The 23,514-nt window shown below is 65.9% G+C and carries 24 protein-coding genes; 6 read left to right on the forward strand and 18 right to left on the reverse strand.

Annotated elements, in window-relative coordinates; all coding sequences use genetic code 11:
* Nucleotides 1-87: 87 nt before the first annotated feature.
* Nucleotides 88-1,542 carry a TrkH family potassium uptake protein gene (locus LL06_RS12465; protein ID WP_035527044.1) on the reverse strand — a complete coding sequence of 485 codons (1,455 nt, stop codon included), beginning with the start codon at nt 1,540-1,542 and terminating at the stop codon, nt 88-90.
* A gap of 75 nt (nt 1,543-1,617) precedes the next feature.
* Here LL06_RS12465 and ilvA point away from each other — a divergent pair, with 75 nt between their 5' ends.
* Entirely contained in the window at nt 1,618-2,892 is a 1,275-nt protein-coding gene (ilvA, locus tag LL06_RS12470; protein WP_052161496.1) for a threonine ammonia-lyase, read from the forward strand.
* Between the two features lie 21 nt (nt 2,893-2,913).
* Here the strand turns inward: ilvA and LL06_RS12475 are convergent, their stop codons facing one another.
* From LL06_RS12475 to LL06_RS12485, 3 genes are all read right to left on the reverse strand, one after another.
* Nucleotides 2,914-3,870 carry an alpha/beta hydrolase gene (locus LL06_RS12475; RefSeq protein ID WP_345775680.1) on the reverse strand — a complete coding sequence of 319 codons (957 nt, stop codon included), beginning with the start codon at nt 3,868-3,870 and terminating at the stop codon, nt 2,914-2,916.
* Nucleotides 3,871-4,035: 165 nt separating this feature from the next.
* The gene (locus LL06_RS12480; RefSeq protein ID WP_035527047.1) at nt 4,036-4,353 is read right to left on the reverse strand and encodes a PilZ domain-containing protein; all 318 of its coding nucleotides are present in this window, start codon (nt 4,351-4,353) and stop codon (nt 4,036-4,038) included.
* Nucleotides 4,354-4,497: 144 nt separating this feature from the next.
* Nucleotides 4,498-6,489, reverse strand: coding sequence for a bifunctional 2',3'-cyclic-nucleotide 2'-phosphodiesterase/3'-nucleotidase (locus LL06_RS12485; protein ID WP_081963944.1), 1,992 nt, complete (start codon nt 6,487-6,489; stop codon nt 4,498-4,500).
* Between the two features lie 236 nt (nt 6,490-6,725).
* Here LL06_RS12485 and LL06_RS12490 point away from each other — a divergent pair, with 236 nt between their 5' ends.
* Nucleotides 6,726-7,022 (forward strand): HlyU family transcriptional regulator, encoded by a 297-nt coding sequence (locus LL06_RS12490; protein ID WP_035527052.1) that lies wholly within the window; start codon nt 6,726-6,728, stop codon nt 7,020-7,022.
* Between the two features lie 92 nt (nt 7,023-7,114).
* Here the strand turns inward: LL06_RS12490 and LL06_RS12495 are convergent, their stop codons facing one another.
* Nucleotides 7,115-7,486, reverse strand: a complete 372-nt coding sequence (locus LL06_RS12495) for a hypothetical protein (RefSeq protein ID WP_035527053.1) — start codon at nt 7,484-7,486, stop codon at nt 7,115-7,117.
* Nucleotides 7,487-7,670: 184 nt separating this feature from the next.
* Nucleotides 7,671-7,859: a DUF3008 family protein gene (locus LL06_RS12500; protein ID WP_035527056.1), complete on the reverse strand. Its 189-nt coding sequence runs from the start codon at nt 7,857-7,859 to the stop codon at nt 7,671-7,673.
* A 304-nt stretch (nt 7,860-8,163) separates the two neighbouring features.
* Here LL06_RS12500 and LL06_RS12505 point away from each other — a divergent pair, with 304 nt between their 5' ends.
* A complete protein-coding gene (locus LL06_RS12505; protein ID WP_035527059.1) occupies nt 8,164-8,529 on the forward strand; it encodes a PRC-barrel domain-containing protein in 366 nt (121 codons plus the stop codon).
* A 91-nt stretch (nt 8,530-8,620) separates the two neighbouring features.
* Here the strand turns inward: LL06_RS12505 and LL06_RS12510 are convergent, their stop codons facing one another.
* Nucleotides 8,621-9,085, reverse strand: coding sequence for an Lrp/AsnC family transcriptional regulator (locus LL06_RS12510; RefSeq protein ID WP_035527141.1), 465 nt, complete (start codon nt 9,083-9,085; stop codon nt 8,621-8,623).
* 169 nt (nt 9,086-9,254) lie between these two features.
* On the opposite strand from LL06_RS12510, the gene ald reads away from it, so the two are divergent.
* Entirely contained in the window at nt 9,255-10,373 is a 1,119-nt protein-coding gene (ald, locus tag LL06_RS12515; RefSeq protein ID WP_035527061.1) for an alanine dehydrogenase, read from the forward strand.
* A gap of 93 nt (nt 10,374-10,466) precedes the next feature.
* Here the strand turns inward: ald and LL06_RS12520 are convergent, their stop codons facing one another.
* From LL06_RS12520 to LL06_RS12545, 6 genes are all read right to left on the reverse strand, one after another.
* Entirely contained in the window at nt 10,467-10,946 is a 480-nt protein-coding gene (locus LL06_RS12520; RefSeq protein ID WP_035527063.1) for a DUF1203 domain-containing protein, read from the reverse strand.
* 97 nt (nt 10,947-11,043) lie between these two features.
* Nucleotides 11,044-11,613, reverse strand: coding sequence for a GNAT family N-acetyltransferase (locus LL06_RS12525; protein ID WP_035527066.1), 570 nt, complete (start codon nt 11,611-11,613; stop codon nt 11,044-11,046).
* A 1-nt stretch (nt 11,614) separates the two neighbouring features.
* A complete protein-coding gene (gene sseA / locus LL06_RS12530; protein WP_035527068.1) occupies nt 11,615-12,469 on the reverse strand; it encodes a 3-mercaptopyruvate sulfurtransferase in 855 nt (284 codons plus the stop codon).
* 260 nt (nt 12,470-12,729) lie between these two features.
* Complete coding sequence (locus LL06_RS12535; RefSeq protein WP_152599588.1) at nt 12,730-13,029, reverse strand: hypothetical protein; 300 nt, start codon at nt 13,027-13,029, stop codon at nt 12,730-12,732.
* Nucleotides 13,030-13,192: 163 nt separating this feature from the next.
* Entirely contained in the window at nt 13,193-13,918 is a 726-nt protein-coding gene (locus LL06_RS12540; RefSeq protein WP_035527073.1) for an alanyl-tRNA editing protein, read from the reverse strand.
* A gap of 21 nt (nt 13,919-13,939) precedes the next feature.
* Entirely contained in the window at nt 13,940-14,977 is a 1,038-nt protein-coding gene (locus LL06_RS12545; RefSeq protein ID WP_035527075.1) for a cysteine synthase A, read from the reverse strand.
* 252 nt (nt 14,978-15,229) lie between these two features.
* Here LL06_RS12545 and LL06_RS12550 point away from each other — a divergent pair, with 252 nt between their 5' ends.
* Both LL06_RS12550 and LL06_RS12555 read left to right on the forward strand, forming a co-directional pair.
* Nucleotides 15,230-15,901 carry a ChrR family anti-sigma-E factor gene (locus LL06_RS12550; RefSeq protein ID WP_035527077.1) on the forward strand — a complete coding sequence of 224 codons (672 nt, stop codon included), beginning with the start codon at nt 15,230-15,232 and terminating at the stop codon, nt 15,899-15,901.
* 84 nt (nt 15,902-15,985) lie between these two features.
* Nucleotides 15,986-16,789 (forward strand): SDR family NAD(P)-dependent oxidoreductase, encoded by an 804-nt coding sequence (locus LL06_RS12555; RefSeq protein ID WP_035527079.1) that lies wholly within the window; start codon nt 15,986-15,988, stop codon nt 16,787-16,789.
* Nucleotides 16,790-16,801: 12 nt separating this feature from the next.
* Here LL06_RS12555 and LL06_RS12560 read toward each other — a convergent pair whose 3' ends face one another.
* The 5 genes from LL06_RS12560 to LL06_RS12580 all read right to left on the reverse strand — a co-directional run bounded on the left by LL06_RS12560 (nt 16,802) and on the right by LL06_RS12580 (nt 23,237).
* Nucleotides 16,802-18,163, reverse strand: coding sequence for an MFS transporter (locus LL06_RS12560; protein ID WP_052161498.1), 1,362 nt, complete (start codon nt 18,161-18,163; stop codon nt 16,802-16,804).
* Between the two features lie 129 nt (nt 18,164-18,292).
* Nucleotides 18,293-19,549: a cyclopropane-fatty-acyl-phospholipid synthase family protein gene (locus tag LL06_RS12565; RefSeq protein ID WP_035527081.1), complete on the reverse strand. Its 1,257-nt coding sequence runs from the start codon at nt 19,547-19,549 to the stop codon at nt 18,293-18,295.
* Nucleotides 19,550-19,585: 36 nt separating this feature from the next.
* On the reverse strand, nt 19,586-20,437 hold the full coding sequence (locus LL06_RS12570) for a DUF1365 domain-containing protein (RefSeq protein ID WP_035527083.1): 852 nt from the start codon (nt 20,435-20,437) through the stop codon (nt 19,586-19,588).
* Between the two features lie 2 nt (nt 20,438-20,439).
* A complete protein-coding gene (locus LL06_RS12575; RefSeq protein ID WP_035527085.1) occupies nt 20,440-21,780 on the reverse strand; it encodes an FAD-dependent oxidoreductase in 1,341 nt (446 codons plus the stop codon).
* Nucleotides 21,777-23,237 (reverse strand): deoxyribodipyrimidine photo-lyase, encoded by a 1,461-nt coding sequence (locus LL06_RS12580; RefSeq protein ID WP_035527146.1) that lies wholly within the window; start codon nt 23,235-23,237, stop codon nt 21,777-21,779. The genes LL06_RS12575 and LL06_RS12580 overlap by 4 nt, the downstream gene beginning before the upstream one ends.
* Between the last annotated feature and the right edge of the window lie 277 nt (nt 23,238-23,514).

Below are 23,514 nucleotides of genomic sequence, written 5' to 3' on the forward strand. Positions count from 1 at the left end.
GAAACGATCCTCCGTGTCATTGGAGGAAAGCAGATTTTGGTTAATCGATGTATAATTTAGGCAAATGCGATATGGCCGGCGCTGCGCCTATTGCCGCCAGAAGGCCGGGATCAACAGGACCAGGACCGCGAGGATCTCGAGCCGGCCGAGCAACATCAGGAACACCAGGATCAGCTTGGCCGGATCGCCGATGGTGCTGAAATTGCCCGCCGGTCCGATCACCGTGCCGATGCCGGGGCCGACATTGGCGAGCGCGGTGATCGCCCCGGACGTCGCGGTCTCGATGTCGAGGCCGGTCGCGGCCAGCGCGATCGAGCCGAAGGCCCAGATGCCGAAATAGGCGCAGACGAACAGAAACACGGTGCGCTGCATTTCCGGCTCGACCGCCACCGCGCCATAGCGCACCGGCCGCACGCTGTGCGGATAGATCAGCCGCATCAGGCCGGAACGGATCGAGCCGAAGATGATGACCAGCCGGTAGGCCTTGATGCCGCCGGCGGTGGAGCCGGAGCAGCCGCCGAGGAAGGTGGCCATGAAGAAGATCGCCACGGCAAACGGGCCCCACAGCGTGTAGTCGGCGCTGGCGTAGCCGGTCGTTGTCACCACCGAGACGATGTTGAAGGCCGAATGGGTCAGCGCCATGCCGAAATTCTCGCCCGCGTTGAGGCGCAGGCTCAGCGCCACGACGAGGGAGAGACCGACGATGATGCCGAGATAGGCGTAGATCTGCGGGTCGCGCAGGGCGTCGAGCCGGCCGCGCACGGCAAACAGGATCAGCACCGAGAAGGGAAGGCCGGCGATCGCCATGAAGATGGTCCCGGTCCAGATCAGCGCCGGGGATTGGAAGGCGCCAAACGAGGCGTCGTGGGTCGAGAAGCCGCCGGTCGCCAGCGTGGTCATGGCGTGGTTGACGGCGTCGAAGCCGCTCATTCCCAGCACGCCGTAGAGGATGGCGCAGACCACCGTCAGCCCGATATAGATGGCGAAGAAGGCGCGCACGAAGACGGCGAACCGCGCGAAGGGCTTTTCCGAGGTGTCGGAGGATTCCATCTTGAAGACGGTGAAGCCGCCGACCTTGAGGAATGGCAGCACCAGAAGCCCCATGGCGACAATGCCGATGCCGCCGAACCATTGCAGCATCGAGCGCCACAGCAAGAGGCCCGGCGGCAGCCGGTCGAGGCCGGCGATCACGGTGGAGCCGGTGGTCGTCACCGCGGAGACCGATTCGAACAGCGCGTCGGCGAGGTCCAGCCCGAGGGTGGAGAGGTAGAGCGGGATGGCGCCGGTCACCGACAGCGTGATCCACAACATATTGACCACCAGAAACCCCAGTCGCCGGGAAAAGGGCGCGGGCGAGCCGCGGTTGGCTGTGGCCGAGGCGAGACACACTGCGCCCACCGAGAAGGCCGACACGGTGAAGACCTGCCAGTCGGGATTGCCGTAATAGAAATCGATCGCCGCGGGGACCAGCATCGCCGCGGAAAGATACAATCCCGCCATCGATGCGATGAAGACTGCGTAGCGGATGGTCTGGCTGGGCAAGCCGCGCCCCTCTCAAGAAAGGAATAGAGCTGGTTCTGGTTGGCAACCGGCTGCTTCCCGTGGCATAGACCGGAGATGGACGAAAAACAATCACCTGCTGCATTCCGCGCCTGCGCCGACAGGGCGCTCGACGAGATGCGGGCGCTGTTCGGACCCACCCCGCTGCAGCTCAACGACCATCTTTCGGCGCGCTACGGAGCGCAGATCTGGCTCAAGCGCGAGGATCTGTCGCCGGTCCGGTCCTACAAGATCCGCGGCGCGTTCAACTTCATCCGAAAGGCGCTCGACCGCGATCCCGGCCTGCCGCTGTTCGTCTGCGCCTCGGCCGGCAACCACGCCCAGGGCTTTGCCTATGTCTGCCGCCATTTTGGGCGCAAGGGCGTCGTCTTCATGCCGGTGACGACGCCGCAGCAGAAGATCGACAAGACCCGCATGTTCGGCGGCGACTTCATCGAGATCCGCCTGACGGGGGATTTTTTCGACGCCTGCTATGCCGCCGCGCAGGATTTCGCGCTGACCGAAGGCGCACTGATGGCGCCGCCCTTCGACCATGACGACATCATCGAGGGGCAGGCAACGGTGGCCGCCGAAATCGCCGCGCAACTGCCCGAGGGCGAGACGCCCGACCTGATCGTGCTGCCGGTCGGCGGCGGCGGCCTGTCGGCGGGCGTGGCGCGCTATTTCGAGGGCCTGGTCGACAATGACCGCTTCCTGCTGAGCGAGCCCGCGGGCGCGCCGAGCCTGAAGCAGAGCCTTGCCGCCGGACACCGGGTGAAGCTCGCCAAGATCGACAATTTCGTCGATGGCGCCGCGGTCGCGGAAATCGGCCTGCGCAATTTCGAGATCCTCAAGCGGTTTCGCGCCGACCAGGTCATGATCGTGCCGGAAAACGCCATCTGCCTGACCATGACCTCGATCCTCAACACCGAAGGCATCGTGCTGGAGCCCGCAGGGGCGCTGTCGCTGTCGGTGCTCGAGGCGCTGGGGCCGGAGCGGCTTTCGGGCAAGAGCGTGGTCGCCGTCGTCTCCGGCGGCAACTTCGATTTCGAGCGGCTGCCCGACGTCAAGGAACGGGCGATGCGCTACGCGGGAACGAAGAAATACTTCGTTCTGCGGCTGGCCCAGCGGCCCGGCGCTCTGAGGGACTTCCTGTCGCTGCTGGGGCCCGACGACGACATCGCCCGATTCGAGTATCTGAAGAAATCGGCGCGCAATTTCGGCTCCATCCTGATCGGCATCGAAACCAAGGCGCCCGAGAACTTCGTCCGCCTGATCGAGGCCTTCGACCAGGCGGGATTGAGCTACCAGGACATCACCGACAACGAGATCATCTCCAACCTGATCATCTGACGTGCCGGCCTGTCGCGCCGGCTAAAGGCCGGCGATCCAGTCGGCGGCGGTCCTGGCGAGCCTCTCGGTGGTGCCGGGAGACAGCGCGTCGCCGGCGATCACGTGGTGGTTGGGGTCGCCGCTGTCGGTCACCTCGACGGTCTCCGCGGCTGCCCCCCACTTCGCGGCCATGGCGGCGACCAGATCCGGGCGGATGACCTTGTCCTGCGGCGAGAAGATGAACAGCGAGGGGACCTGGATGCTCGCCGCGTCGACATCGTTGGCGAGCTGCACCAGAGACGCCATCGGCAGAAGCGCGAGGCTCGGATATTCATAGGTCCAGAATTGCGCCTGCAGCTCGTTGACGGGCTCGAACGAACGGCGCCGGCCGGCGATCAGCGGCACCAGCCTGTCGGCCCAGGGCATGGTCAGGAGGCTCGAGCCCGCGGCCTGGACGCCGTAGTTCGGGGAGATCTGCACCAGGCCCGCGACATCGCGCATCAGATCCGGCTGGGTGGCGGCCCAGGTGGCGAGTGACGCGCCGGTCGAGGTCGCCATGACGACGACGCGCTCGCCCAGCCTGCGGCCGATGGCGAGCGCTTCGGCCATGTCGTTGACCCAGGCATGGACCGAGCCTTCGAGCATGGCGTCGCCGCTTCGGCCGTGCCCGGTCAGGCGGGCGAAGTAGATATTGGCCCCCAACTGGCGGCCGACGAGATCGGGCAGGGGGCGGATTTCGGCGGGGCTGGCGGAAAAGCCGTGGACATAGACGATGGAGATCGGCGTGCGGGCCTTCGAGGCGGGATAGGCCCAGACGATCTGCCGCTCGTTGCCGGGCCGGAGATCGTCGAACCGGGCTTCCGACTGGGTGATGTACTGGTCGAGATCCTCCGGCAGGTCGGCATCGGCGAACTGGATGCCGGTGTCGACCGGCGGGCGCGGCCCGAAGAGATAGGCGGCGCCTCCGGCAATGATCACAAACGCGATGAAATACAGCACTTTGCGTGTCCTCGACATCCGCTTTGCCATGAGCCTGTCCTCCCGACCGGATCCCCACCTTTGGCCGGTGAGAGAAGTGACGCGACATTAGGTTAGGGAATGCGGCCGCGCAATGGCCTGGCGGCGGCGCGCCGGCCGGGGACTGCGGCGGAAACGCACGGGCGGTCAGGCGGGCAGGGGGCTGTCCTTGAAGAAGCGGTAATAGCTTTCGACCTTGGCACGGTTGTTGGAGGTCAGCACGAGTTCCGCGCCGACCCGCGGCCGCCGGATCCAGCGGACGGTTCCTATCAGCAGACCCATCTCCTCGGTTTCCACGGTGATCTTGTCGCCGCGGCCGACCGGGATGTCGATCGCCAGATGCAGGCAGATGCCGTGCTGGGAGAGATCGAGCACCGCGCCATGGGTCTTCTGGCCCATGCAGTCGATCTTGGCGCGCAGCCGCGTCTTGTCGCGCTTGAGCGCGCGGCCGATGTGATTTTTCATGTCCGTTCGCCTCCCCGTGGCTCGACGAGGCCAAGTCTCGCAACTATCCGTAATCAAAAGGCTAATGCCGGCGCCAAACCTTGCACGCGGTTAAAGCCGGGTGAATCCCGGCGGCTGTTCGCCGGGACCACTCGGAGCACCGGTTCACAGCGTGATGCGGAACAGTGCGAAGCCCTCGGCGCCATCGCCGGCGGGTTCAATGGCGACGCCCTCGACGTTGTCCAGGAATTCCTTGGCCCGGGGCCCGGTCGAAAACAGCACCGTGGCGCCGCCCGCCGGTGCGAAGCTCCAGTTGCCGTCGGCGGAGGGATTGATGGTGCCCTGGTCGATGATGTAGCGCACGATCACGTCGCGGTTGGTGTCGGGCGCCTCGAAGACCACCTTGTCGGGGGCGATGCCCGGAAAATTGCCGCCGCCGCCGCCCCGGTAATTGTTCGTCGCGACCACGAATTCCTGCCCAGGATCAACCGGTTGTCCGTTGAAGCTGAGATTTTGAATCCGGTTCGCCTGGCCGTCGAGCAGATCGCCCTTGGAGGAGTATTTGGCGGGCTGGGTGACGTCGACCTGATAGGTGACGCCGTCGATGACATCGAAATTGTACGACGGGAAATCCGTGTTGATCAGCTCGGCATCAGTGGCGCCGGGCGCGATCTGGTTGAAGATGCCGGCCGACATTTCCAGCCACTCCTTCACCTCGGCCCCGGTGATGACCACGGCCTGGACGGTGTTGGGATAGAGATAGAGGTCGGCCACGTTCTTGATGGCGATGTCGCCCGCGGCCACATCGGTGTAGTAGTCTGCGCCGCCGCGTCCGCCGGCCTTGAAGGGAGCGGCCGCGGACAGGACCGGCAGGTCCTTCCACTGCGTTTCCTTGAGCATGTCGGTGATGTACCAGGTCTGCGCCTGGCTGACGATCTGGATGGAGGGATCGTCGGCGACCAGCGCGAAATAGGAATGCAGCGGCGCCGAGGTCTTGCCGACCGCGGTGCGCACATAGGCGAGCGTCGCCTCGTGCTCGGCCTGGGCGGCGGCGAGCACCTCCGGCTTGTCGGGCACCAGCGCCACGACCTTGCGGTCGACGCGTTCGTAGATGGGCCTCGCCTCCGAGCTGTGGCCGACGATCTTCCAGGAATTGCCGTCACGCTCGAGCATCAGGTCGATGAGGCCCAGATGCGAACCCCAGAAGCCGCCCATGACGCCCGGCTTGCCCGAGATCGTGCCCTTGGCGTTGTCGACGCCGGCGACGCCGTCGAATTTCGGACCGGGGAAATCGAGATGGCTGTGTCCGGTCAGGATGGCGTCGATGCCGGGAACGGCGGCGAGCGGCACGGAGGCATTTTCGAGATTCTCTGCCCAGGCCTGCGGACCTATGCCGGAATGCGACAGGGCCACGACGAGGTCGCAGCCTTCCTCGCGCATCTGCGGGACCCAGGCTTCGGCCGCCCGGACGATGTCGCGGGTGGCGGCGTTACCGCTGAGATGCCTGGCGTCCCAGGTCATGATCTGCGGCGGCACGAAGCCGATCAGGCCGATGCGGATCTTGTGCTCGGCGCCGGCGCCGTCCTTGATGGTGCGATCGAGGATCACATAGGGCTTGAGGAACAGGTCGTCCTCCTGCGGATTGGCGGCAAGCGTTCCCTTGGCGAGATTGGCGCAGACCATCGGGAAATTGGCGCCGGCGATGACCTTGAACATGAAGTCCAGGCCGTAGTTGAATTCGTGATTGCCGAGCGTGCCGCCGTCATAGCCCAGCACGTTCATGGCGGCGACGATCGGATGCAGGTCGCCCTCCTTCATGCCGCGCTCATAGGCGATGTAATCGCCCATCGGATTGCCCTGCAGGAAATCGCCATTGTCGAGAAGGATGGAGTTCTGCGCCTCCGAGCGGATCTGGTCGATGATCGAGGCGGTGCGGGCCAGGCCCATGGTGTCGTTGGGCTTGTCGCCGTAGTAATCATAGGCGAAGACATGCACATGCAGGTCGGTCGTCTCCATGATGCGCAGGTGCGCCTGGCCGGCATTGGCGCGGGCGGAGAAGGGATGCACCAGGGCGAGGGCGCCGGTGGCGGCGATCCCGCCCAGCAGGGACCGCCGTGAAATCGGATGCAGCATGTCGAGAATACGTTGGTCTTTCATGGACTTTCTCCCTGGCTTTGACCTAAAAGAAGTCTCCCGGATCCGTGTTTGGCGGGGACCGCATCGGCAGCAGACCGTATCTGCCCGGACGCGACCGATCCTGACGGGCAGTGCTACAGGCCAAGTGTGATCCCGACATGACGCTTGTGCAACCCAATTGTCGGCGGGTCACGCCGGTCCTCGGCTTGACCGGCGCGGAGCGCAAACCAGGTGAGAGTGAAAGCGAGGAGAAGGTCATGGCAGGAATTTTCGACAGCATCCGCAGCCTGTTCGGCGGCGCCGCGGCATCGGCCCCGCCGCAGGCGGCCAACGAGCCGGACTCCTACAAGGATTGCCTGATCTATGCCGAACCCATGGCGGAAGGCGGCCAATGGCGGCTTGCGGGGCGCATCGTCAGGGGCGAGGGCGCCAAGGCCAGGGAACACAAGTTCATTCGCGCCGACATCTTTTCCAGCAAGGACGAGGTCGAGGCGGCGACGCTGCGCAAAGCGCGGCAGATCATCGACGAACAGGGCGCGGCGCTGTTCCGCTGAGGCCAGTGCTTACAGTGCCGCCGCACGTCAACGGCGCGGAACCCAGGGAGTTCCGCGCCGCGCAAACAGGTCATTGATCCGGGACTGCCGGCTCAGTCGAAGGTGACTTCGTCGTCGCCGAGATAGACATTGGTGGCTTCGCAGATGTCGATGGTGTGCGGGTCATCCATCACTTCGGTGGTTTTGTCCTCGCCCAGCCAGCCGGCCTGGAAGACCTGGTCGCAGGCGCAGGTGTCGGCGGTGAATTCGGCCCGGGCCGTCTGACCGGGCGCCATCTTGCCGCCGAGCCAGTTGTCGCTCCAGGTCTCGCCGTCATCATCGCTCGTGTAGAAGCCGATCAGGGTGTTGACCTTGGTGTCGTTGTGAATCGTGAAAACGCATTCGGCGCCGCTCTGTGCGAGGGCCGAGGGAACGGCGAAGAAGGCGGAGAAAGTCAGTGCGATGGCCAGTCTGGTAAGCGTCATGGGTGTCCCCGGGTGAGAAAGAAGTCGTTACGGAGACGGACATTATCCCAGATCGCGAACCTCGTCTGCCCGGTTCAAATACAATATTTTCGTTGCGGCCACAGTCCCTTATCCGCCGCCGAAGCTTCAGCGGACGGGGCGTTCTGCGGCGGGAAGGGCGGTCCCCCACCGACGGGGCCGGGCGTCAGTCCTTGGAGGCGTGGGCGGGCAGGTCGTCGCGGCTGGTCGAGGCCAGCTCGTCGAGCTCCTTCTCGCTCATGCTTTCATACATCTCGCGCGAGGCGCCCTTGAGGTCGGAGACCTTGGTGTCTCCGCGCTTGGCGGACAGGGCGGCGCCGGCGGCTTTCTGCTGGGCTTTCGATTTGGCGGGCATGGCTTGATCCTTTCGCCTTGGGGTTCCCGTGACGGAGAAACGCCAATCCCGCGTTCCGGTTCCGGCGCCTGCAGGGGCAGGCCCGATCGATGGCCCGTCGACCCATCCGCGCCCGTGCGGCGCGGCAACGGGCCGGTGCGGGAAAATGTGTCGGCACGGCGGCGCTGCCATGAAAACACCCAGATGACAGAGGGAACGCGGACACGATGGACGCGTTGTTTGGACAGATCGGTCATGGCGGCGACTGCCGCGGACGGGCCGGTCCTCAACCCGGATGGCAACGGCCATCAACAAGGAGAGTCCCATGTCCACACTCACCAAGGAAAACGCTGCGGTCATCGGCAGCGACAAGGTTGCCGGCACGGAAGTCTATGACCGCTCCGGCAAGCACATCGGTTCGATCGAGAAGGTCATGATTGAGAAGGTCGGCGGCAAGGTGTCCTATGCGGTGCTGAGCTTCGGCGGTTTCCTCGGCATCGGCGACGACCATTACCCGCTGCCCTGGGAAAAGCTCAGATATGACGAGGAACTCGGCGGCTATCGCATCGACATCTCCAAGGAGCAGGTCGAAGGCGCGCCGCGCTACTCGAAGGGCTCCGACTACGACTGGACGCTGGGCGCGCAGGAGCAGCTCTACGCCCATTACGGCCAGCCGCCCTACTGGCGCTGACGCCTCCGCCAGCAATGGACGATTATGAACGGCCGCCGATCCCCCGGCGGCCGTAGTTCCGTGCTGTGGGGCGACGTCCAGGCTTCTCGCGTCAGCCCAGCCCGACATTGGGACGGTCGATGATCTCGCGCAGGGCAAAACTCGAGTTGATCTTGACCACATGCGGCAGGGCCGAGAGCCAGTCGCGGTGGATGCGCTCGTAATCCTCAAGATCGCGCGCGGCGATGCGCAGCGTGTAGTCGTACTCGCCGCTCATCAGGTAGCAGACCAGCACGTTGGGGCAGAGCTTCACCGCCGCCTCGAACTCCGACAGCGTCTTGGCGAACTGGCCCGACAGCGAGATATGGACGATGGCGATCATCCGGTAATCGAGCGCCTTGTGCGACAGCCGCGCGTGATAGCCCTTGATGACGCCGGATTTTTCCAGGATGTCGAGCCGGCGCGAACAGGCCGAGGCCGAGAGGCCGACCCGCTCGGCGAGCGCCGCGTTGGAAATCCGCCCCTCGCTCTGAAGCGTCTTCAGAATGGCGATATCGAGTGTATCCAATTCATTCATTCGCAGATTGCCCGAAAAAATGCCGATCTGATGCAAGAATATTCGAAGGGTGGGCGCCGGGCAAGGGCAGTTTGCAAGGACCTTTCACCACCCGGATGGTAGGATAAGCCGCATTGAAACCCGATCTGGCGCTGAAGACGCCAATCGCCGTCCCCGGAGGAAGATCTCAATGCGCGTAGGCTGCCCCAAGGAAATCAAGAACCATGAATACCGCGTCGGTCTCACCCCCGGCGCCGTGCGCGAATATGTGGCGCATGGCCACGAGGTGATCATCGAGACCAAGGCAGGCATGGGGATTGGCGCCGACGACGCGGCCTACCAGGCCGCCGGGGCAAAGATCGTGGGCAGCGCCAAGGAAGTCTTCGACCGCTCCGACATGGTGGTCAAGGTCAAGGAACCGCAGCCGTCCGAATGGGCGCAGTTCCGCGAGGGCCAGTTGCTCTACACCTATCTTCACCTGGCTCCGGATCCGGACCAGACCAAGGGCCTGCTGGCGTCCGGCTGCACCGCGATCGCCTATGAGACGGTGACCGACGACCGCGGCGGCCTGCCGCTGCTCGCGCCGATGTCGGAAGTGGCCGGCCGCCTCGCCATCCAGGCCGGCGCCACCGCGCTGCAGAAGGCCCATGGCGGACGCGGCATCCTGCTCGGCGGCGTTCCCGGCGTGCTGCCCGCCAAGGTCACCATCATCGGCGGCGGCGTGGTCGGACTGCATTCGGCGCGGATGGCCGTGGGTCTCGGCGCCGACGTGACCATCGTCGACCGCTCGCTGCCGCGCCTGCGCCAGCTCGACGACATCTTCAACGGCCGGGTCCACACCCGCTACTCGACCATCGAGGCTTTGGAAGAGGAAGTGTTCTCGGCCGACCTGGTGATCGGCGCGGTGCTGATCCCCGGCGCCGCCGCGCCCAAGCTCGTCACCCGCGACATGCTCTCGGGCATGAAGAAGGGCTCGGTGATCGTCGACGTCGCGATCGATCAGGGCGGCTGCTTCGAGACCTCGCACGCCACCACCCATGCCGACCCCACCTATGAGGTCGACGGCGTGATCCATTACTGCGTGGCCAACATGCCCGGCGCGGTGCCGATCACGTCCGCGCATGCGCTCAACAACGCCACCCTGCAGTACGGCCTGATGCTGGCCGACAACGGCCTCAACGCCATCGCCGGCGATCGCCATTTGCGCGCCGGCCTCAACGTTCACAAGGGCCGCATCACCAATCGCCCGGTCGCCGAGGCGCTGGGCTACGAGCTGGCCGATATCGACCAGGCCCTGAAGGCGGCGTAGCCGCCCGGCCTGAACAGGCTCCGTGGGCTGTCCACACCGGCCCGTCCCGTCCGCACCTGATCGTGCGGGCGGGATTTTTTGTGCGCGCCGGTCCTACGTCCGATCCGCGGAGACCGCCTTGCAATGGTAGCAATTGTTGCGCGAGGAGCGGATGTGCACCGCTTCGACGCCGGGCTCATCGAGCAGTTGCCCGATACGCGCCAGGATCTGCTCCCGCGCGATCACGCCGCCGGTGCCATAGACGATGCGCTCGCCCGCATCATAGCCCCGCAGGATGTAGTCGGGGCTGAGCAGGAAGGGCGGCAGCTCGCCGGGGCCGACGGGATCCGGCGCGCACGGCTCGGCGTGCAGGAACACCGGGCCGGTTTCCGCATAGGCGTGAAGCGCGCCGAACGGCCGCCAGGCGGCGACCAGATAGGGCTCGCCGCGGCTGACCATCTTCATGCAGCGCCGGCAGGGGACGCCGGCGCCGTCAGAGACCTTCTTCTCCGGCGGATTGCCATAGGAGTCCGGGCCGCCCTCGCGCAGATGCGCCGCGGTGGCCGGGTCCATGGGAACGAAAGTGAGTGTCATGATGTCCTCGCAAGCGTGGTGGGACCTGCGAGGTAGCCGCCGCGCCGCGTGGGCGCCACCCGATTTCAGCCGCGACCGCCGCCGGGTGCACCCTTGCTCAGGTTGTGGACTTCATCAGCGCCAGGATCTCGTCGTCGGACAGCGGCCGCAGGATTGCGCCGTTCTGGCTCACGGGACTGAAGCCGACGCGCTGGTAGAGCGGCAGCGCAGCGGGGTGGTCGAGCGTGTTGGTCGAGACGATGACGCGGGCGGGCGTCGTCGCCCAGGCGGTCGACAGGGCCTGGCCGAGCATCCATTCGCCCAAGCCCCGGGCGCGGGCATGCGCCATCAGGCCGAAATAGACCAGCTCCACGGTCGCCTCCTCGCGCTCGGAGAGCTCGAAGAATCCGGCTGGCGCGCCATCCAGGCTGAGAACATAGATATGGGTCGTCTTGGCGTGGACGATCTGCGAGAGCTCCTCGTCGCTCATGCGCAGGCGGTTGACCCAGTGCCATTCCCGCCCCACCCGCCATTGCAGGTAGCGGTAGAAATGCAGCGGGATGTCGGAGCACCTGATCAGGCTCGCGTGGAGATTGACCGGCAAGGGCTTGAGCGTGCGCGGATAGCGCTTCATCTCGAGATGGGTGACGGTGGCGGTGAGCGATTTGGGCTTGGGAGCTTTCGCCATCTCAGGCCTCCCCGGTGACGATGGGGGTGTCGTCGCGGCCACCCCATTCGGACCAGGACCCGTCGTAGAGCGTGTTGTTGCGGTGGCCCACCGATTGCAGCGCGAGCGTGATGACCGCCGCCGTCACGCCGGAGCCGCAGCTCGTGACCACCGGCCGGTCGAGATCGAGGCCCGAGGATTGAAGAACCTCGCGCAACGCAGCGGGTGATTTGAGCCTACCGCCCTCGAGCAGGCTGCTGAACGGGACGTTCCGGGCGCCGGGCATGTGGCCCGAGCGCATGCCGGCGCGCGGCTCCGGCTCGGCGCCGGTGAAGCGGCCCGGGCCGCGGGCGTCGGCGATCTGCGAGGACTTCTGTTCGACGATCGCCCGCATCTCCTCAAAGCCGATGACCGCGCGCGCGTTGAAGTCCGGGGTGAAGCGCGCGGGAACCGGAGGTGCCGGGTCGCCGGTCTCGACCGGCAATCCCTCGCGCTTCCAGGCATCGAACCCGCCATCGAGAACGAAGGACTTGGCCGCGCCGAACACGCGCAGCATCCACCAGACCCTCGGCGCCGAGAACAGGCCCGGACCGTCATAGACGATGATGGTGTCCGTCTCTGACAGGCCCAGTTCGCCCGCGGCTCGGGCAAAGGTCGCGGGGTCGGGCAGCGTATGCGGCAGGGTCGATCCCGGCGCCACGATCCTGTCGTGATCGAAAAACACCGCGCCCGGAATGCGCGCCGCGCGATACTCGGCCTGGGCGTCCCGGTTCTGCGCCGGCAGGTACCAGGAGGCGTCAACGATCCTGATGCCCGGCGCGCCGATGCGGTCCTTGAGCCAATCGAAGGAGACGACGAACGGGCTGGTGTCAGGCATAGCGGTCATCGGCAGCAGTCCTCATTTGCGGGGCCTCCATGACTACTGCATATTTGGACGAACCGGAATTCTTTTCCCGATTTATGCAGCCATTTTCAGAGAGACGGCGCGGCTGAAGGGGATGCCGCGGCTTGACGATGGGACTGCGCACGGACATGCCGTCCCACGCCAGGACAAGCCCTGCAACCGGCGCCGGAGGATGAGGCTTCCGTGGGGTGGAGAAGCGGTCCGCCCCGGAAGGCCAAGGGCTTGGCGCGGGATCAGTAGCGCGAGTTCGGCCTGTAGGTCAGCGCCTCGTCGAGATCGACGCCGTCCTCGGCCTCGTCCTCGGCCGCGTTGCTGCCGGACGATCCGCGGTCGGACCGCGCCGCATTGGTGCGTTCGGTGGAAATATAGGCGTTGACGCGGTTGGAGACGCCGCGGGTCTGCGCCGGCGCGCCTGCGGGGAGCGCCACGGCCCTGGCCGCAGCCACGCCCGCACTTGCATCGCGCGCAGGAGGCGGCGAGTGGCTCTGCGCCACGGCGGAGACGGAGTAGGAGACGGCTTGAATGACGGACATCGGCTCGTTTCTCGGCTGCCGGAGGCCCCGGGGCCACCAGCCTCGCAGATCCTCCACCTCATCGGACACAGGCTCCTACGCCCGCAGCCGTTAATGCGCCTTCAAACAAACCCTTAAGATTGTCGCGATCCGCCGCTTCGAGGGCCTCGCAACGGCCCGGCCCTCACTCCGGCGCGGGTCCGAACCTGATGCGGAAGCGGCGGTTTTCCTTGCCCTTCTTTTCGATCTTGGCGATGTGGATCTCGCCCACTTCGCCGGTCTCGCCGACATGGGTGCCGCCGCAGGGCTGGCTGTCGACGGACGAGGCCTCGCCGATGCAGACCAGGCGGATGTTGCCCTGGCCGCGCGGCGGGCGGACATTCTTGGACTTGACGATGCCCGGATTGGCCTCGAGCTGGGCTTCCGAAATCCATTCGTAGAAGACGGGATGGTTGCCGTTGACGAGGTCCATCAACTTTGCCGTCACCTCCGCCTTGTCGATGGTGTCGGCCATGTCGAAATCGACCCGGCTGTCGTCCTCGTTCACCGACGCGCCGGTGATCGGGTAGGGGCAGACCACGGAGAGCAGGTGGCAGGCGGTGTGCATGCGCATGAGCCTGTAGCGCCGGTCCCAGTCGATGTGCAGCACCAGCTTCTCGCCGATCTCGGGCGTGGCCTGGCCGGGGGCGGGGATATGGATGATCTCGGACTTGCTCTCGCCGGTCACCGTGCCGGCGATCACGATCCTGTCGCCGTTCGCGCGCTCGAAAAACCCGGTGTCGCCGGGCTGGCCGCCGGAGGTGGCGTAAAAGCAGGTCTGGTGCATGAGGATGCCGCCATCCTCGCGCACACCGGTGACGAGCGCTTCGGCGGTGGAAAGATAGACGTCCTTGAGAAAAAGCAGGGGCATGGAAAAGGGCTTTCGTGGAAATTATTCGGTCACATAGGGGATGGAGATCTCGCTCTTGCGGGTGAGCCATCCGGGCACCGGAAGGTTCTTTGACGCCAGGAACTCCGGATTGAACAGCTTGGACTGGTAGCGGTTGCCGTAATCGCACAGCACGGTGACGATGGTGTGCCCCGGGCCCATCTCGCGGGCCATGCGGATGGCGCCGGCGACATTGATCCCGGAGGAGCCGCCCAGGCACAGGCCTTCCTGTTCCAGCAGGTCGAAGACCAGCGGAATCGCCTCGGAATCGGGAATGTTGAACGACATGTCGGGCGTGAAGCCTTCGAGATTGGCGGTGATGCGGCCCTGGCCGATGCCTTCGGTGATCGAGCTGCCCTCGGATTTCATCTCGCCGGTGGTGTAGAACCGGTGCAGCGCCGCGCCGTCGGGATCGGCCAGGCCGATCTTGACGGTTCTTGAATAGCCGCGCAGGCCCTCGGCCACGCCGGCCAGCGTGCCGCCCGAGCCGACCGCGCAGATGAAGCCGTCGACCTTGCCGTCGGTGTCGCGCCAGATTTCCGGCGCGGTGGTCTTCACATGCGCCTGGCGGTTGGCGACATTGTCGAACTGGTTGGCCCAGATCGCGCCGTTGGGATTTGTCATGGCCAGTTGTTCGGCGAGCCGGCCCGAAAGGCGGACATAGTTGTTGGGATTGCGGTAGGGCGCGGCCGGGACTTCCACCAGCTCCGCGCCGAGCAGGCGCAGCGCGTCCTTCTTCTCCTGGCTCTGGGTCTCGGGAATGACGATGACGGTGTTGTAGCCGAGCGCGCGGGAGACCAGCGCCAGCCCGATGCCGGTGTTGCCGGCGGTGCCTTCGACGATGGTGCCGCCCGGCCCCAGCAATCCCCTTGATTCCGCGTCGCGGATGATCTCGAGTGCCGCCCGGTCCTTGACCGACTGGCCCGGATTGAGAAACTCGGCCTTGCCGAGAATCGTGCAGCCGGTGGCCTCCGACGCCGCATTGAGGCGAATGAGCGGGGTGTTGCCGATGGCGTCGAGAATGGAATCAAAGGCTGGCATGGGGAATCCTGTCGTTTGCTGTGGTCTCACGAGCGCACTGAGAGTAGGCAGCCAGTTGTGGCGTCTCGGAGGCGCTGTTGCAAGCAATCAGTGCTTCACAAAAACCTGGCGGCGGGTGTTATTTGCCTCAAAACGTCATAAATAGGAAATGGCATGTTCCGGTGATCCGGATTGCGCGTTCGGGCGTATGCACAGACAAATGGATTGGTTTACAGCGTCTGTTTGAGCCCCTTGGCGGCAACGGACGCGGAAATGATGGAAAGTTTGATACGCATGGTGCGTGAACACATCGATACGCTGGATTCTCTGCTTGCCAGATACGTCGCCGGAACCCTGCCAACCCCCGCGCGGGTGCTGGTGGAGGCGCATCTTGAGCTCAAGCCCAAAAGCCGCATCAAGGTGCGCAATCTTGAAGCCATGGCGGGGCTGGAGCTGATCGCCGCCGATCCGGTGGCGCTGTCCGACCGCGACGCCATGCTGGCATCGGTTCTGGCGTCGCAGCCGACGGAACAGGCGCCGCAGCCCGACCTCTCGGCTCAGCAGGACCGGGTCTTCCCCCGGGCGCTTTATGATTTCGTCGGCTTTGACGCCGCCGACGTGCCGTGGCGCACAAGGATGCCCGGCTTCCGGGAGTATGATCTGGGCGACATCGAAGGCTGTCACGTGAGCCTGTTCTGGCTCAAGCCGGGCCGCACGGTGCCGGCGCACACCCATGAGGGCAGCGAGCTGTCGCTGGTGCTCGACGGCGCGTTCAGCGACGCGCGCGGGCACTACGCCCGCGGCGACATCTCGGTGGCCGACGATTCCGTCGATCACCGCCCGAATGTCGATCTCGGCCGGCCCTGCATCGGCTTTGCGGTGATGGATGCGCCGTTGAAGCTGACCGGCTCGTTCCGCCAGCTCATCGGCGACATCATCGGCTGACGCCCCTCTTTTTTCACCTGTCCCGCAACCGAACCGGCGTCCGGAGCGTATGAAGCTTCGGACGTTTTTTATTGGAGAGAGCGCATGACCACCTATTCCGCCCGCCCGACCGATGGAGCCGCCTGGATCACCGGCGCCTCGAGCGGGATCGGCCGGGCGCTGGCGCTCAGGCTCGCGGGCGAGGGCTATACGGTCTATGCGACCGCCCGCGGCGAAGAGGCGCTAGCGGAGCTTGAACGGGATTCTTCGGGCCTGAGCGGCAGCATCATCGCCGCACCCGGCGACGTCGCCGACGCCGAGGCGATGGCCAGGATCGCCGGCCGAATCGATGCCGAAGGCAAGGGCCTGGCGCTTGCCGTGTTCAATGCCGGGATCTATCTGCCGGTGCATGGCGAAACGCTCACGGTCGCCGATTTCGACAAGAGCTTCGCCGTCAACCTGTCGGGCGTGGTCAATTGCCTCGTGCCCGCGCTCGAGCGGATGAAGGCGCGCGGCCGCGGCCATCTGGCGATCGTCTCCTCGGTCACCGGCTATGGCGGCATGCCCACCAGCGCCGCCTATGGCGCGACCAAGGCGGCGCTGATCAACATGGCCGAAAGCCTCAAATTCGATCTCGACAAGCTGGGCGTGCGCATCCAGGTGATCAACCCGGGATTTGTCGACACGCCGGCCACCGCCGGCAACGCGTTTTCCATGCCCGCCCTGATGCAGCCGGAGGACGCGGCCAGGCGTATCGCCGAGGGCCTGAGGTCGAGTTCCTTCGAGATCACCTTTCCGCGACGCTTCACCTATGTGCTCAAGGCGCTGCAGTTCCTTCCCTATCCGGCCTATTTCGCGCTGATGAACGCGGCGACCGGCTGGAAGAAGCGGCCGCTGGAGACCAGGTAGCGGTGGCCGGCCTCAGTCCGCCTCGATGCTGCGGCGCAGGGATTGTTGCGCGGCTTCGTCGAGCGGAAAATTCCACATCAGCGCAATTGCGATGAGCTTGGCGGCGATCGGCGCCCAGGCGTAGGTGACCGCCAGCGCGGTCAGGCCCTGAGCCGCTCCGGCCTGCGCCGCCGGATCGAAGCCGAAGCCCGCCAGCACCGGAAAGACGATGCCGACGCCGCCCGCGAGCGAGAGCTTGGTCGACAGGCTCCAGGCGGCGAAATAGACGCCCGAACGCTGTTCGCCCGAGGCTGCCGTGTCGACGTCGATGACATCGGCCTGGATCGCCGGCGGCAGCGCCAGGTCGAAGCCGAGCAGCAGGCCGGTGACGGCGCAGATCGTAGCGAAGGCCGCAAGGCTGCCTTCGGGCAGCAAGGGCGCGGGCGCGAAGGCGAGGCAGGCGGCGAGCATCGCGTAGCACCAGGCCCGGTGCTTGCCCACCCGGCGCGCGGCCCAGGTGGCGAGCGGCACGCCGGCGATGGCGCAGAGGAAATAGAAGAACAGCAGCGGCCCGCGCGCGTCGGGCAGGCCCAGGCGTGCGGAGACAAAATAGAGAAACAGAGTCGCCGGAATGCCGTTGGCGAGACCGTTGAGGAAGAACGCTGAGATCAGCCGAACGAAAGGCCGGTTGCGCATGAGATGGCCGAGCCCGGACTTGAGGTCGACCCGCGTCTTCGAATGCTCGGCGGGTTCGGGCGTGGCGAGGATCGCCGCAGCCCCGAACAGCGGCAGGGCGACGAGCACGGCGATGCCGAGCACCGCCAGCCCGTGCAGGCCGTCCGCCCGCTCGAAGCCGATGGCGAAGGGCAGGGCGATGGCGATCAGCGTGCCGACCAGCGTCAGGCCCTCGCGCCAGCCGGTGATGCGGGAGCGGCCGTGATAATCGCTCGCCAGTTCCGCGCCCCAGGCCGAGAACGGGATCAGCGCCGCGGTGTAGCCCAGCGACAGCAGCAGGCCCCAGGACACCAGCCAGGCGGTGGTTGCGTCCGCAGGCGGCCAGAACAGCATGAAGGCCGAGAGCGCCGTCAGCGGCAGGCTGAACGCGAACAGTGTCCGCCTGCGGCCGAAGCGGGGGCGGAACCGGTCCGCCGCCCAGCCGATCAGCGGATCGTTGACCGCGTCGAAGAGCCTGACCAGCAGCAGCGCGAGACCGACCGCGGCGAGCGGCAGCCCGAGCGTCTCGGTGTAGAAGGTCGGCACCAGCACATAAAGCGGCAGCGTCAGCGCCGCGAGCGGGATGGCGGGCAGCGCATAGGCGATGATCCGGGGCAGGGCCAGCCGTGCGGTTGGCGACTTCCTGCGAGCGGCTGAGGCGGAGTCGCTGTGTGCGGTCACGTTGGTATCCGGAGAGGGGTCCGAGCCGGCTGCGCGGATCAGAGCGAGGCTTCTTGTGACCGTGTCTACGGCGCAGCCGGGCTGTTGGTTCACCGCTGCCGGGATGGCCGCGACAGCGGTGAGCGTCTCTCAGGCCTGGCTGTACACCACCTGGCGGACGTTGATGTGGCCGGAGCGGAACCCGGCCTCGCAGTAGTACATGTAGAATTCCCACAGCCGCTTGAAGCGCAGGTCGAATCCCATCGGCTGGATCTCGTCCCAGACGTTCCAGAACCGCTGGCGCCATTCCGCCAGCGTGCGGCCATAATCGGGCCCGAAGGCGCGGTGGCCGATGAGTTGGAGCCCGGCCGCCTCGCCCAGCGATTTCAGATGGTTCTCGGTGGGCAGCATGCCCCCGGGGAACACGTAGCGCTGGATGAAGTCGGGATTGGCGCGGTAGGTGTGATAGGCCTCGGGCTTGATGGTGATGATCTGCAGGCCGGCCTTGCCGCCGGGCTTGAGGCACTGGCGCACCTTGGAGAAATAGGTGGGCCAGTATTTCTCGCCCACCGCCTCGAACATCTCGATCGAGACGACGCCGTCATAGCGGCCGGTCTCGTCGCGGTAGTCCTGGAAGCGCAGGTCGACCTTGTCGGACAGGCCGGCCTTGGCGATGCGCTGCTGCGCGAAGGCCAGTTGCTCGCGGGAGATCGTCAGGCCGGTGACGCGGCAGCCGATCTCGCGCGCGGCGAATTCGGCGAAGCCGCCCCAGCCGCAGCCGATCTCGAGCACATGATCGCCGGATTTGAGGCCCGTGGCCTGCGCCAGCGCCCGGTACTTGGCGGTCTGCGCGCTCGCCAGATCGTTGGCGCCATCCTGGTAGAGCGCGGAGGAATAGGTCATCGTCTCGTCGAGCCACTTCGAATAGAAGTCGTTGCCGAGGTCGTAATGGGCGGAGATGTTCTTCTTCGCCTGGGATCGCGAGTTGGAATTGAGCCAGTGGCGGATCAGCTCGACCACTCGGGCGAGACCGCGCGCTCCGCCCGCCAGAGTGTCGCCGACCTCGACATTGACGAGGAACAGTTCGAGGAACGCGGTAACGTCCGGGCTTTCCCAATCGCCGTCCATATAGGATTCGGCCACGCCGATGGTGCCGCCGGTCAGCGCCCTGTGCGCGAGGTTCCAGTTGTGCAGGACCAGCACCGCCTCGGGACCTTCGGCGCGGCCCTCGATCAGCACGGTGCGGCCGTCCGGCATGCGGATCGACAGCCGGCCGTGCCCCATGTGCAGCAGCCCGCGCAGCGCCATCTTGGCCTTGGCCGGCAGTCCGCGCAGATAGGCCGAGAGATTGTCCGTGGACAGTTTTTCGGCGGTTTGATGTTCAGTCCAGGTGGCTTCAGTCTTCATGAGCGCAGCCCCTCCGTCTCGCCATGGGTTGGTCCGTCACGGCTTTGCCGCCTGACGTTCGAGCTTGGCCTGATCGCGAAAGCTCGCGACCGGAGGCGGGGCCGGGCGGGGCACGTAACGCATCCCTTTGAGCCACAATCTCAATGCCTCATAGTGGATGCCGCCGACAATCTTCCACGTCAAAAGCGGAAACTGCAAGAGGCAAGCGAGAACCGACCCTGTCGACAGCCGCTTGCGGGCGCCGTTGTAGGTGGCCGCGAGCAGCGGGCCGGAGCCGTCGGTTTCCAGAATCCGCCACTTGATCCGGTCGCCGGGCAGGTTCATCCGGAAGTGATAGCGCATGTCGAGCTCGATGAAGGGCGAGACATAGAAGATCTTCGAGCGGCTCTGGCGGATGCCGGCCGCGGAGACGTCGCCGTCCTCGATCCGGCAGGCATAGGTGTGGCCTTCGCCGAAGGTGTTGCGCACCTGGTAGACCATGGCGATGGGCGCTCCGTCCGCGCCGTAGGCGTAGAAGACAGACAGCGGATTGAACACCTGGCCGAAGATGCGCGGGTAGCAGGCAAGCTCGATCCGCGCCGCGCGTTCGCGCACGCCGGCCTCCCGGAGCAGCCGGTCGATATGGGCGCGCAGCGATTTCTCGTGCGTTCCGCGCAGATGATCGGCCTCGTGGAACGACATCAGGTTGGCGCTGTTGACCGAAAACAGAGCCGACAGGCGGTCGGCTTCGTCAAGCCGGTCGAGATCGATCAGCAGCGAATAGACCTTGTAGCGGAAGCGGTGGCCCACCGGTTTCATGCGCTGGTGCATGACGTCGCCGATGTAGAGCGAAGCGGCGGCGGGGCCTGGGCCGGTCTTCAGCAGCGGATGGGCGAGGGGCGCATTCATGCTCAGGCCATCGCTTCGGCGGGGGCGGCGGACCCGGTGCGCCAGGGCAGCACAGCACCCAGCGCCTCGGCGGCGGCGATGCCCGAGCTCAGCCCGTCCTCGTGGAAGCCGTAGCCGGTCCAGGCGCCGGCGAAATAGGTGTTGTTGTCGCCCTGGATGGCCTTCAGCCTGGCCTGGACCAGCATTGCGTCGGTGCCGAACTGCGGATGGTCGTAGCTGTACTCGCCGAACACCATGTCCGGGCGCGGCTCGCGGTCCGGGTTGAGGGTGACGAACAGCGGCATGGAGGCATCGATGCCCTGCAGCCGGTTCATCCAGTAGGAGACGGCGACATTGGCGTCGCTCGACCGGTCGGACGAGCGCAGGTAGTTCCAGGACGCCCAGATCTTCTTGCGCACCGGCATCAGCCGGTCGTCGCGGTGCAGGATCACCCGATTGGCGCTGTAGGGAATGGCGGTGAGGATGTGGCGCTCCTCGTCGGTCGGACGGTCAAGCATCCGGAGCGCCTGGTCCGTGTGGCAGGCGAGGATGACGCGGTCATAGGTTTCGGACCGGCCGGTGGTGTCGAGGATATCGACGCCCTGGGCCGACCGGCGCACCGACACTGCACCGGTGTCGAGCCGGACGCGGCCCTCGAGCGGCGCGAGCAGTCTGTCGAGATAGTTGCGGCTGCCGCCGGTGACGGTGCGCCAGACCGGGCGTTCGGAGTAGATCAGGCGGTGGTTCTCGAAGAAATTGATGAAATGCGTGGCCGGGAACTCCAGCATCCGCTTGGCCGGGGTCGACCAGATCGCCGCCGCCATCGGCACCAGGTAATTGTTGGTGAAGCCGGGCGAGAAGCCGCGCCAGTTGAGATAGTCGCCGATCGAGCGGGCGGCGAGGTGGCCGTCGGCGCGGTCCCTCAGGCAGATCCGGTTGAAGCGCAGGATTTCGCGCAGCATCAGCAGGAAGGAGGGACGCAGCAGGTTGCGCTTCTGCGCGAACAGGGTCGAGAGATTGTCGCCGCCCCATTCGAGCTTTCCGTAATCGAGAGATAGCGCGAAGCTCATGTCGCTGTCATGGGTCTTGACGCCCAGATGGGCGAACAGCGCGGTGAGATTGGGGTAATTGAGCTCGTTGTAGACGATGAAGCCGGTGTCGACCGAGACCGGCACGCCCTGGTAGTCGATGTCGACGGTGGCGGTGTGGCCGCCGGGACGTTTGTCCGCCTCGTAGACGGTAACGTCGTGCCGGGGATTGAGTGCCCAGGCCGCCACGGCTCCCGAGATGCCCGAGCCGATGACGGCGATCTTCAGGCGCGCGGGGCCGGTCTTGACGGTGGGGGGCGACAGGTGAACGTTCATGCGGCATCCTTGAGGGTCTGATAGGCGGCAAGGGCGCGCTGGCGCGCCGCCTGATGGTCGACGATCGGGTGGGGATAGGTCTCGCCCAGGCGGACGCCGGCGGCCCGGAGCACGATTTCGGGCGCCTCCCAGGGCTTGTGCAGGAATTTCTGTGGCAGGTCGGCCAGTTCCGGCACGTGTCTGCGCACATAGGCGCCGTCGGTGTCGAACTTCTCGCCCTGCAGCACCGGATTGAAGATTCTGAAATAGGGTGCTGCGTCCGCCCCCGATCCCGCGACCCACTGCCAGCTCACCGCGTTGGAGGCGGGGTCGGCGTCGACCAGCGTGTCCCAGAACCAGGCTTCGCCCTCGCGCCAGTCGATCATCAGGTGCTTGGTGAGGAACGACGCCACGATCATGCGCACGCGGTTATGCATCCAGCCGGTGCGCCAGAGTTCGCGCATGCCGGCGTCGACGATCGGGTATCCGGTCAGGCCCTTGCGCCAGGCGGTGAGCGCCTTTTCATCGTCGATCCAGGGGAAGGCGTCGAATTTCGGATTGTGGTTGGACTGGACCAGGCCCGGATCGTTGACCAGCAGGTGCCAGGCGAATTCGCGCCAGCCGACTTCCTTGCGGAATTTCGACCGGTCGTCGGGGGAGGCATCTGTGTCGGCGGTCCTGAGCGCGTCGATGATCTGCGACGGCGTGATCTCGCCGCTCGCCAGATGCGGCGACAGGCCCGAGGTCGCCTCCACGCCGGGAATGTCGCGGCGCTCGGCATAGCCCCGCATCCGGCTCTCGAGAAAATCCGTGAGCCGGGCCCGGGCGCCGTCCTCGCCCGGGGTCCAGGCGTCGCGCAGCCCGCCGGCCCAGTCGGGATGCGCCGGCAGCAGCTTCCATTCCGCCAGGGGTTCGGCGTCGAATCCGTGCGGGACCGGGAGCGGCGCAAGCGCCTGTGGCGCGGGCAGCGGCGGACGATCCTCGATGCCGGGCTCCATCGCCCGCCAGAACGGGCTGTAGACCCTGTAGGACGCGCCGCCGCCGGTTTTCAAACGCAGAGGCTCGTGCAGCAACTGGCCGGCAAAACTCTCCGCCTCGAACCCGTCCGCCTGGAGCTCAGCCTTGAGCGCCGCATCGGCGGTCTGGTGGGCGGGGTCATAGCGCCGGTTCCAGTAGACCGCCCGCGCGCCGGTCGCCTTGACGAGGCCGGGAATGAGGCGGGCCGGATCGCCGCTCAGCAGCAGCAGCGGCGCGCCCAGGGCTTCGAGCTTCCGGGCAAGCTCCGCCAGCGAATGATGCAGCCACCAGGCGCGCGCCGCGCCCAGCGGCCGGGCAGGGGACGGGATCTCGCGAATATAGACCGGCAGGACGGCGCCGTGGCGGCTGGCCGCCATCAACGCGGCATTGTCGCTGACTCGCAAATCATTGCGAAACCAGACAATTGCCGTGTCATCTGAAAATGAGGTGTCGCGTCCCATCCCGAGCATTGTTTCCATTTGGGCGAAAGTCGCCAGGTCTTTGATTGTCTCATACGGAGGTACGCAAAAAGCGGATCAGAAGTTTCACGAAAAAACGCTGAATTTCCACGGCGTTGCGGAGAGGGCGGAGACGGGTCCCGCGCCGGCGGTCCGAATTGCCGCGAAAGCCGCACAATGATGCTCCCAGGTGTCCCTTGACGAAGCTCCGGTTTCCCCTCGGACGGAGCCCTCAAGAGAAGCAATCCGTTAACATATTCGACCTATCAAATGTCACAGC

This window comes from Hoeflea sp. BAL378 (assembly GCF_000759435.1).
Taxonomy (GTDB): Bacteria; Pseudomonadota; Alphaproteobacteria; order Rhizobiales; family Rhizobiaceae; genus Hoeflea.

Bases quoted from the DNA above. Each gene is read 5' to 3' on its own strand.
- ilvA (WP_052161496.1), top strand. From the start codon at position 1,618: ATGGACGAAAAACAATCACCTGCTGCATTCCGCGCCTGCGCCGACAGG.
- LL06_RS12480 (WP_035527047.1), bottom strand. From the start codon at position 4,353: ATGAAAAATCACATCGGCCGCGCGCTCAAGCGCGACAAGACGCGGCTG.
- LL06_RS12485 (WP_081963944.1), bottom strand. From the start codon at position 6,489: ATGAAAGACCAACGTATTCTCGACATGCTGCATCCGATTTCACGGCGG.
- LL06_RS12490 (WP_035527052.1), top strand. From the start codon at position 6,726: ATGGCAGGAATTTTCGACAGCATCCGCAGCCTGTTCGGCGGCGCCGCG.
- LL06_RS12495 (WP_035527053.1), bottom strand. From the start codon at position 7,486: ATGACGCTTACCAGACTGGCCATCGCACTGACTTTCTCCGCCTTCTTC.
- LL06_RS12500 (WP_035527056.1), bottom strand. From the start codon at position 7,859: ATGCCCGCCAAATCGAAAGCCCAGCAGAAAGCCGCCGGCGCCGCCCTG.
- LL06_RS12505 (WP_035527059.1), top strand. From the start codon at position 8,164: ATGTCCACACTCACCAAGGAAAACGCTGCGGTCATCGGCAGCGACAAG.
- LL06_RS12510 (WP_035527141.1), bottom strand. From the start codon at position 9,085: ATGAATGAATTGGATACACTCGATATCGCCATTCTGAAGACGCTTCAG.
- ald (WP_035527061.1), top strand. From the start codon at position 9,255: ATGCGCGTAGGCTGCCCCAAGGAAATCAAGAACCATGAATACCGCGTC.
- LL06_RS12520 (WP_035527063.1), bottom strand. From the start codon at position 10,946: ATGACACTCACTTTCGTTCCCATGGACCCGGCCACCGCGGCGCATCTG.
- LL06_RS12525 (WP_035527066.1), bottom strand. From the start codon at position 11,613: ATGGCGAAAGCTCCCAAGCCCAAATCGCTCACCGCCACCGTCACCCAT.
- sseA (WP_035527068.1), bottom strand. From the start codon at position 12,469: ATGCCTGACACCAGCCCGTTCGTCGTCTCCTTCGATTGGCTCAAGGAC.
- LL06_RS12535 (WP_152599588.1), bottom strand. From the start codon at position 13,029: ATGTCCGTCATTCAAGCCGTCTCCTACTCCGTCTCCGCCGTGGCGCAG.
- LL06_RS12540 (WP_035527073.1), bottom strand. From the start codon at position 13,918: ATGCCCCTGCTTTTTCTCAAGGACGTCTATCTTTCCACCGCCGAAGCG.
- LL06_RS12545 (WP_035527075.1), bottom strand. From the start codon at position 14,977: ATGCCAGCCTTTGATTCCATTCTCGACGCCATCGGCAACACCCCGCTC.
- LL06_RS12550 (WP_035527077.1), top strand. From the start codon at position 15,230: ATGATGGAAAGTTTGATACGCATGGTGCGTGAACACATCGATACGCTG.
- LL06_RS12555 (WP_035527079.1), top strand. From the start codon at position 15,986: ATGACCACCTATTCCGCCCGCCCGACCGATGGAGCCGCCTGGATCACC.
- LL06_RS12565 (WP_035527081.1), bottom strand. From the start codon at position 19,549: ATGAAGACTGAAGCCACCTGGACTGAACATCAAACCGCCGAAAAACTG.
- LL06_RS12570 (WP_035527083.1), bottom strand. From the start codon at position 20,437: ATGAATGCGCCCCTCGCCCATCCGCTGCTGAAGACCGGCCCAGGCCCC.
- LL06_RS12575 (WP_035527085.1), bottom strand. From the start codon at position 21,780: ATGAACGTTCACCTGTCGCCCCCCACCGTCAAGACCGGCCCCGCGCGC.
- LL06_RS12580 (WP_035527146.1), bottom strand. From the start codon at position 23,237: ATGGGACGCGACACCTCATTTTCAGATGACACGGCAATTGTCTGGTTT.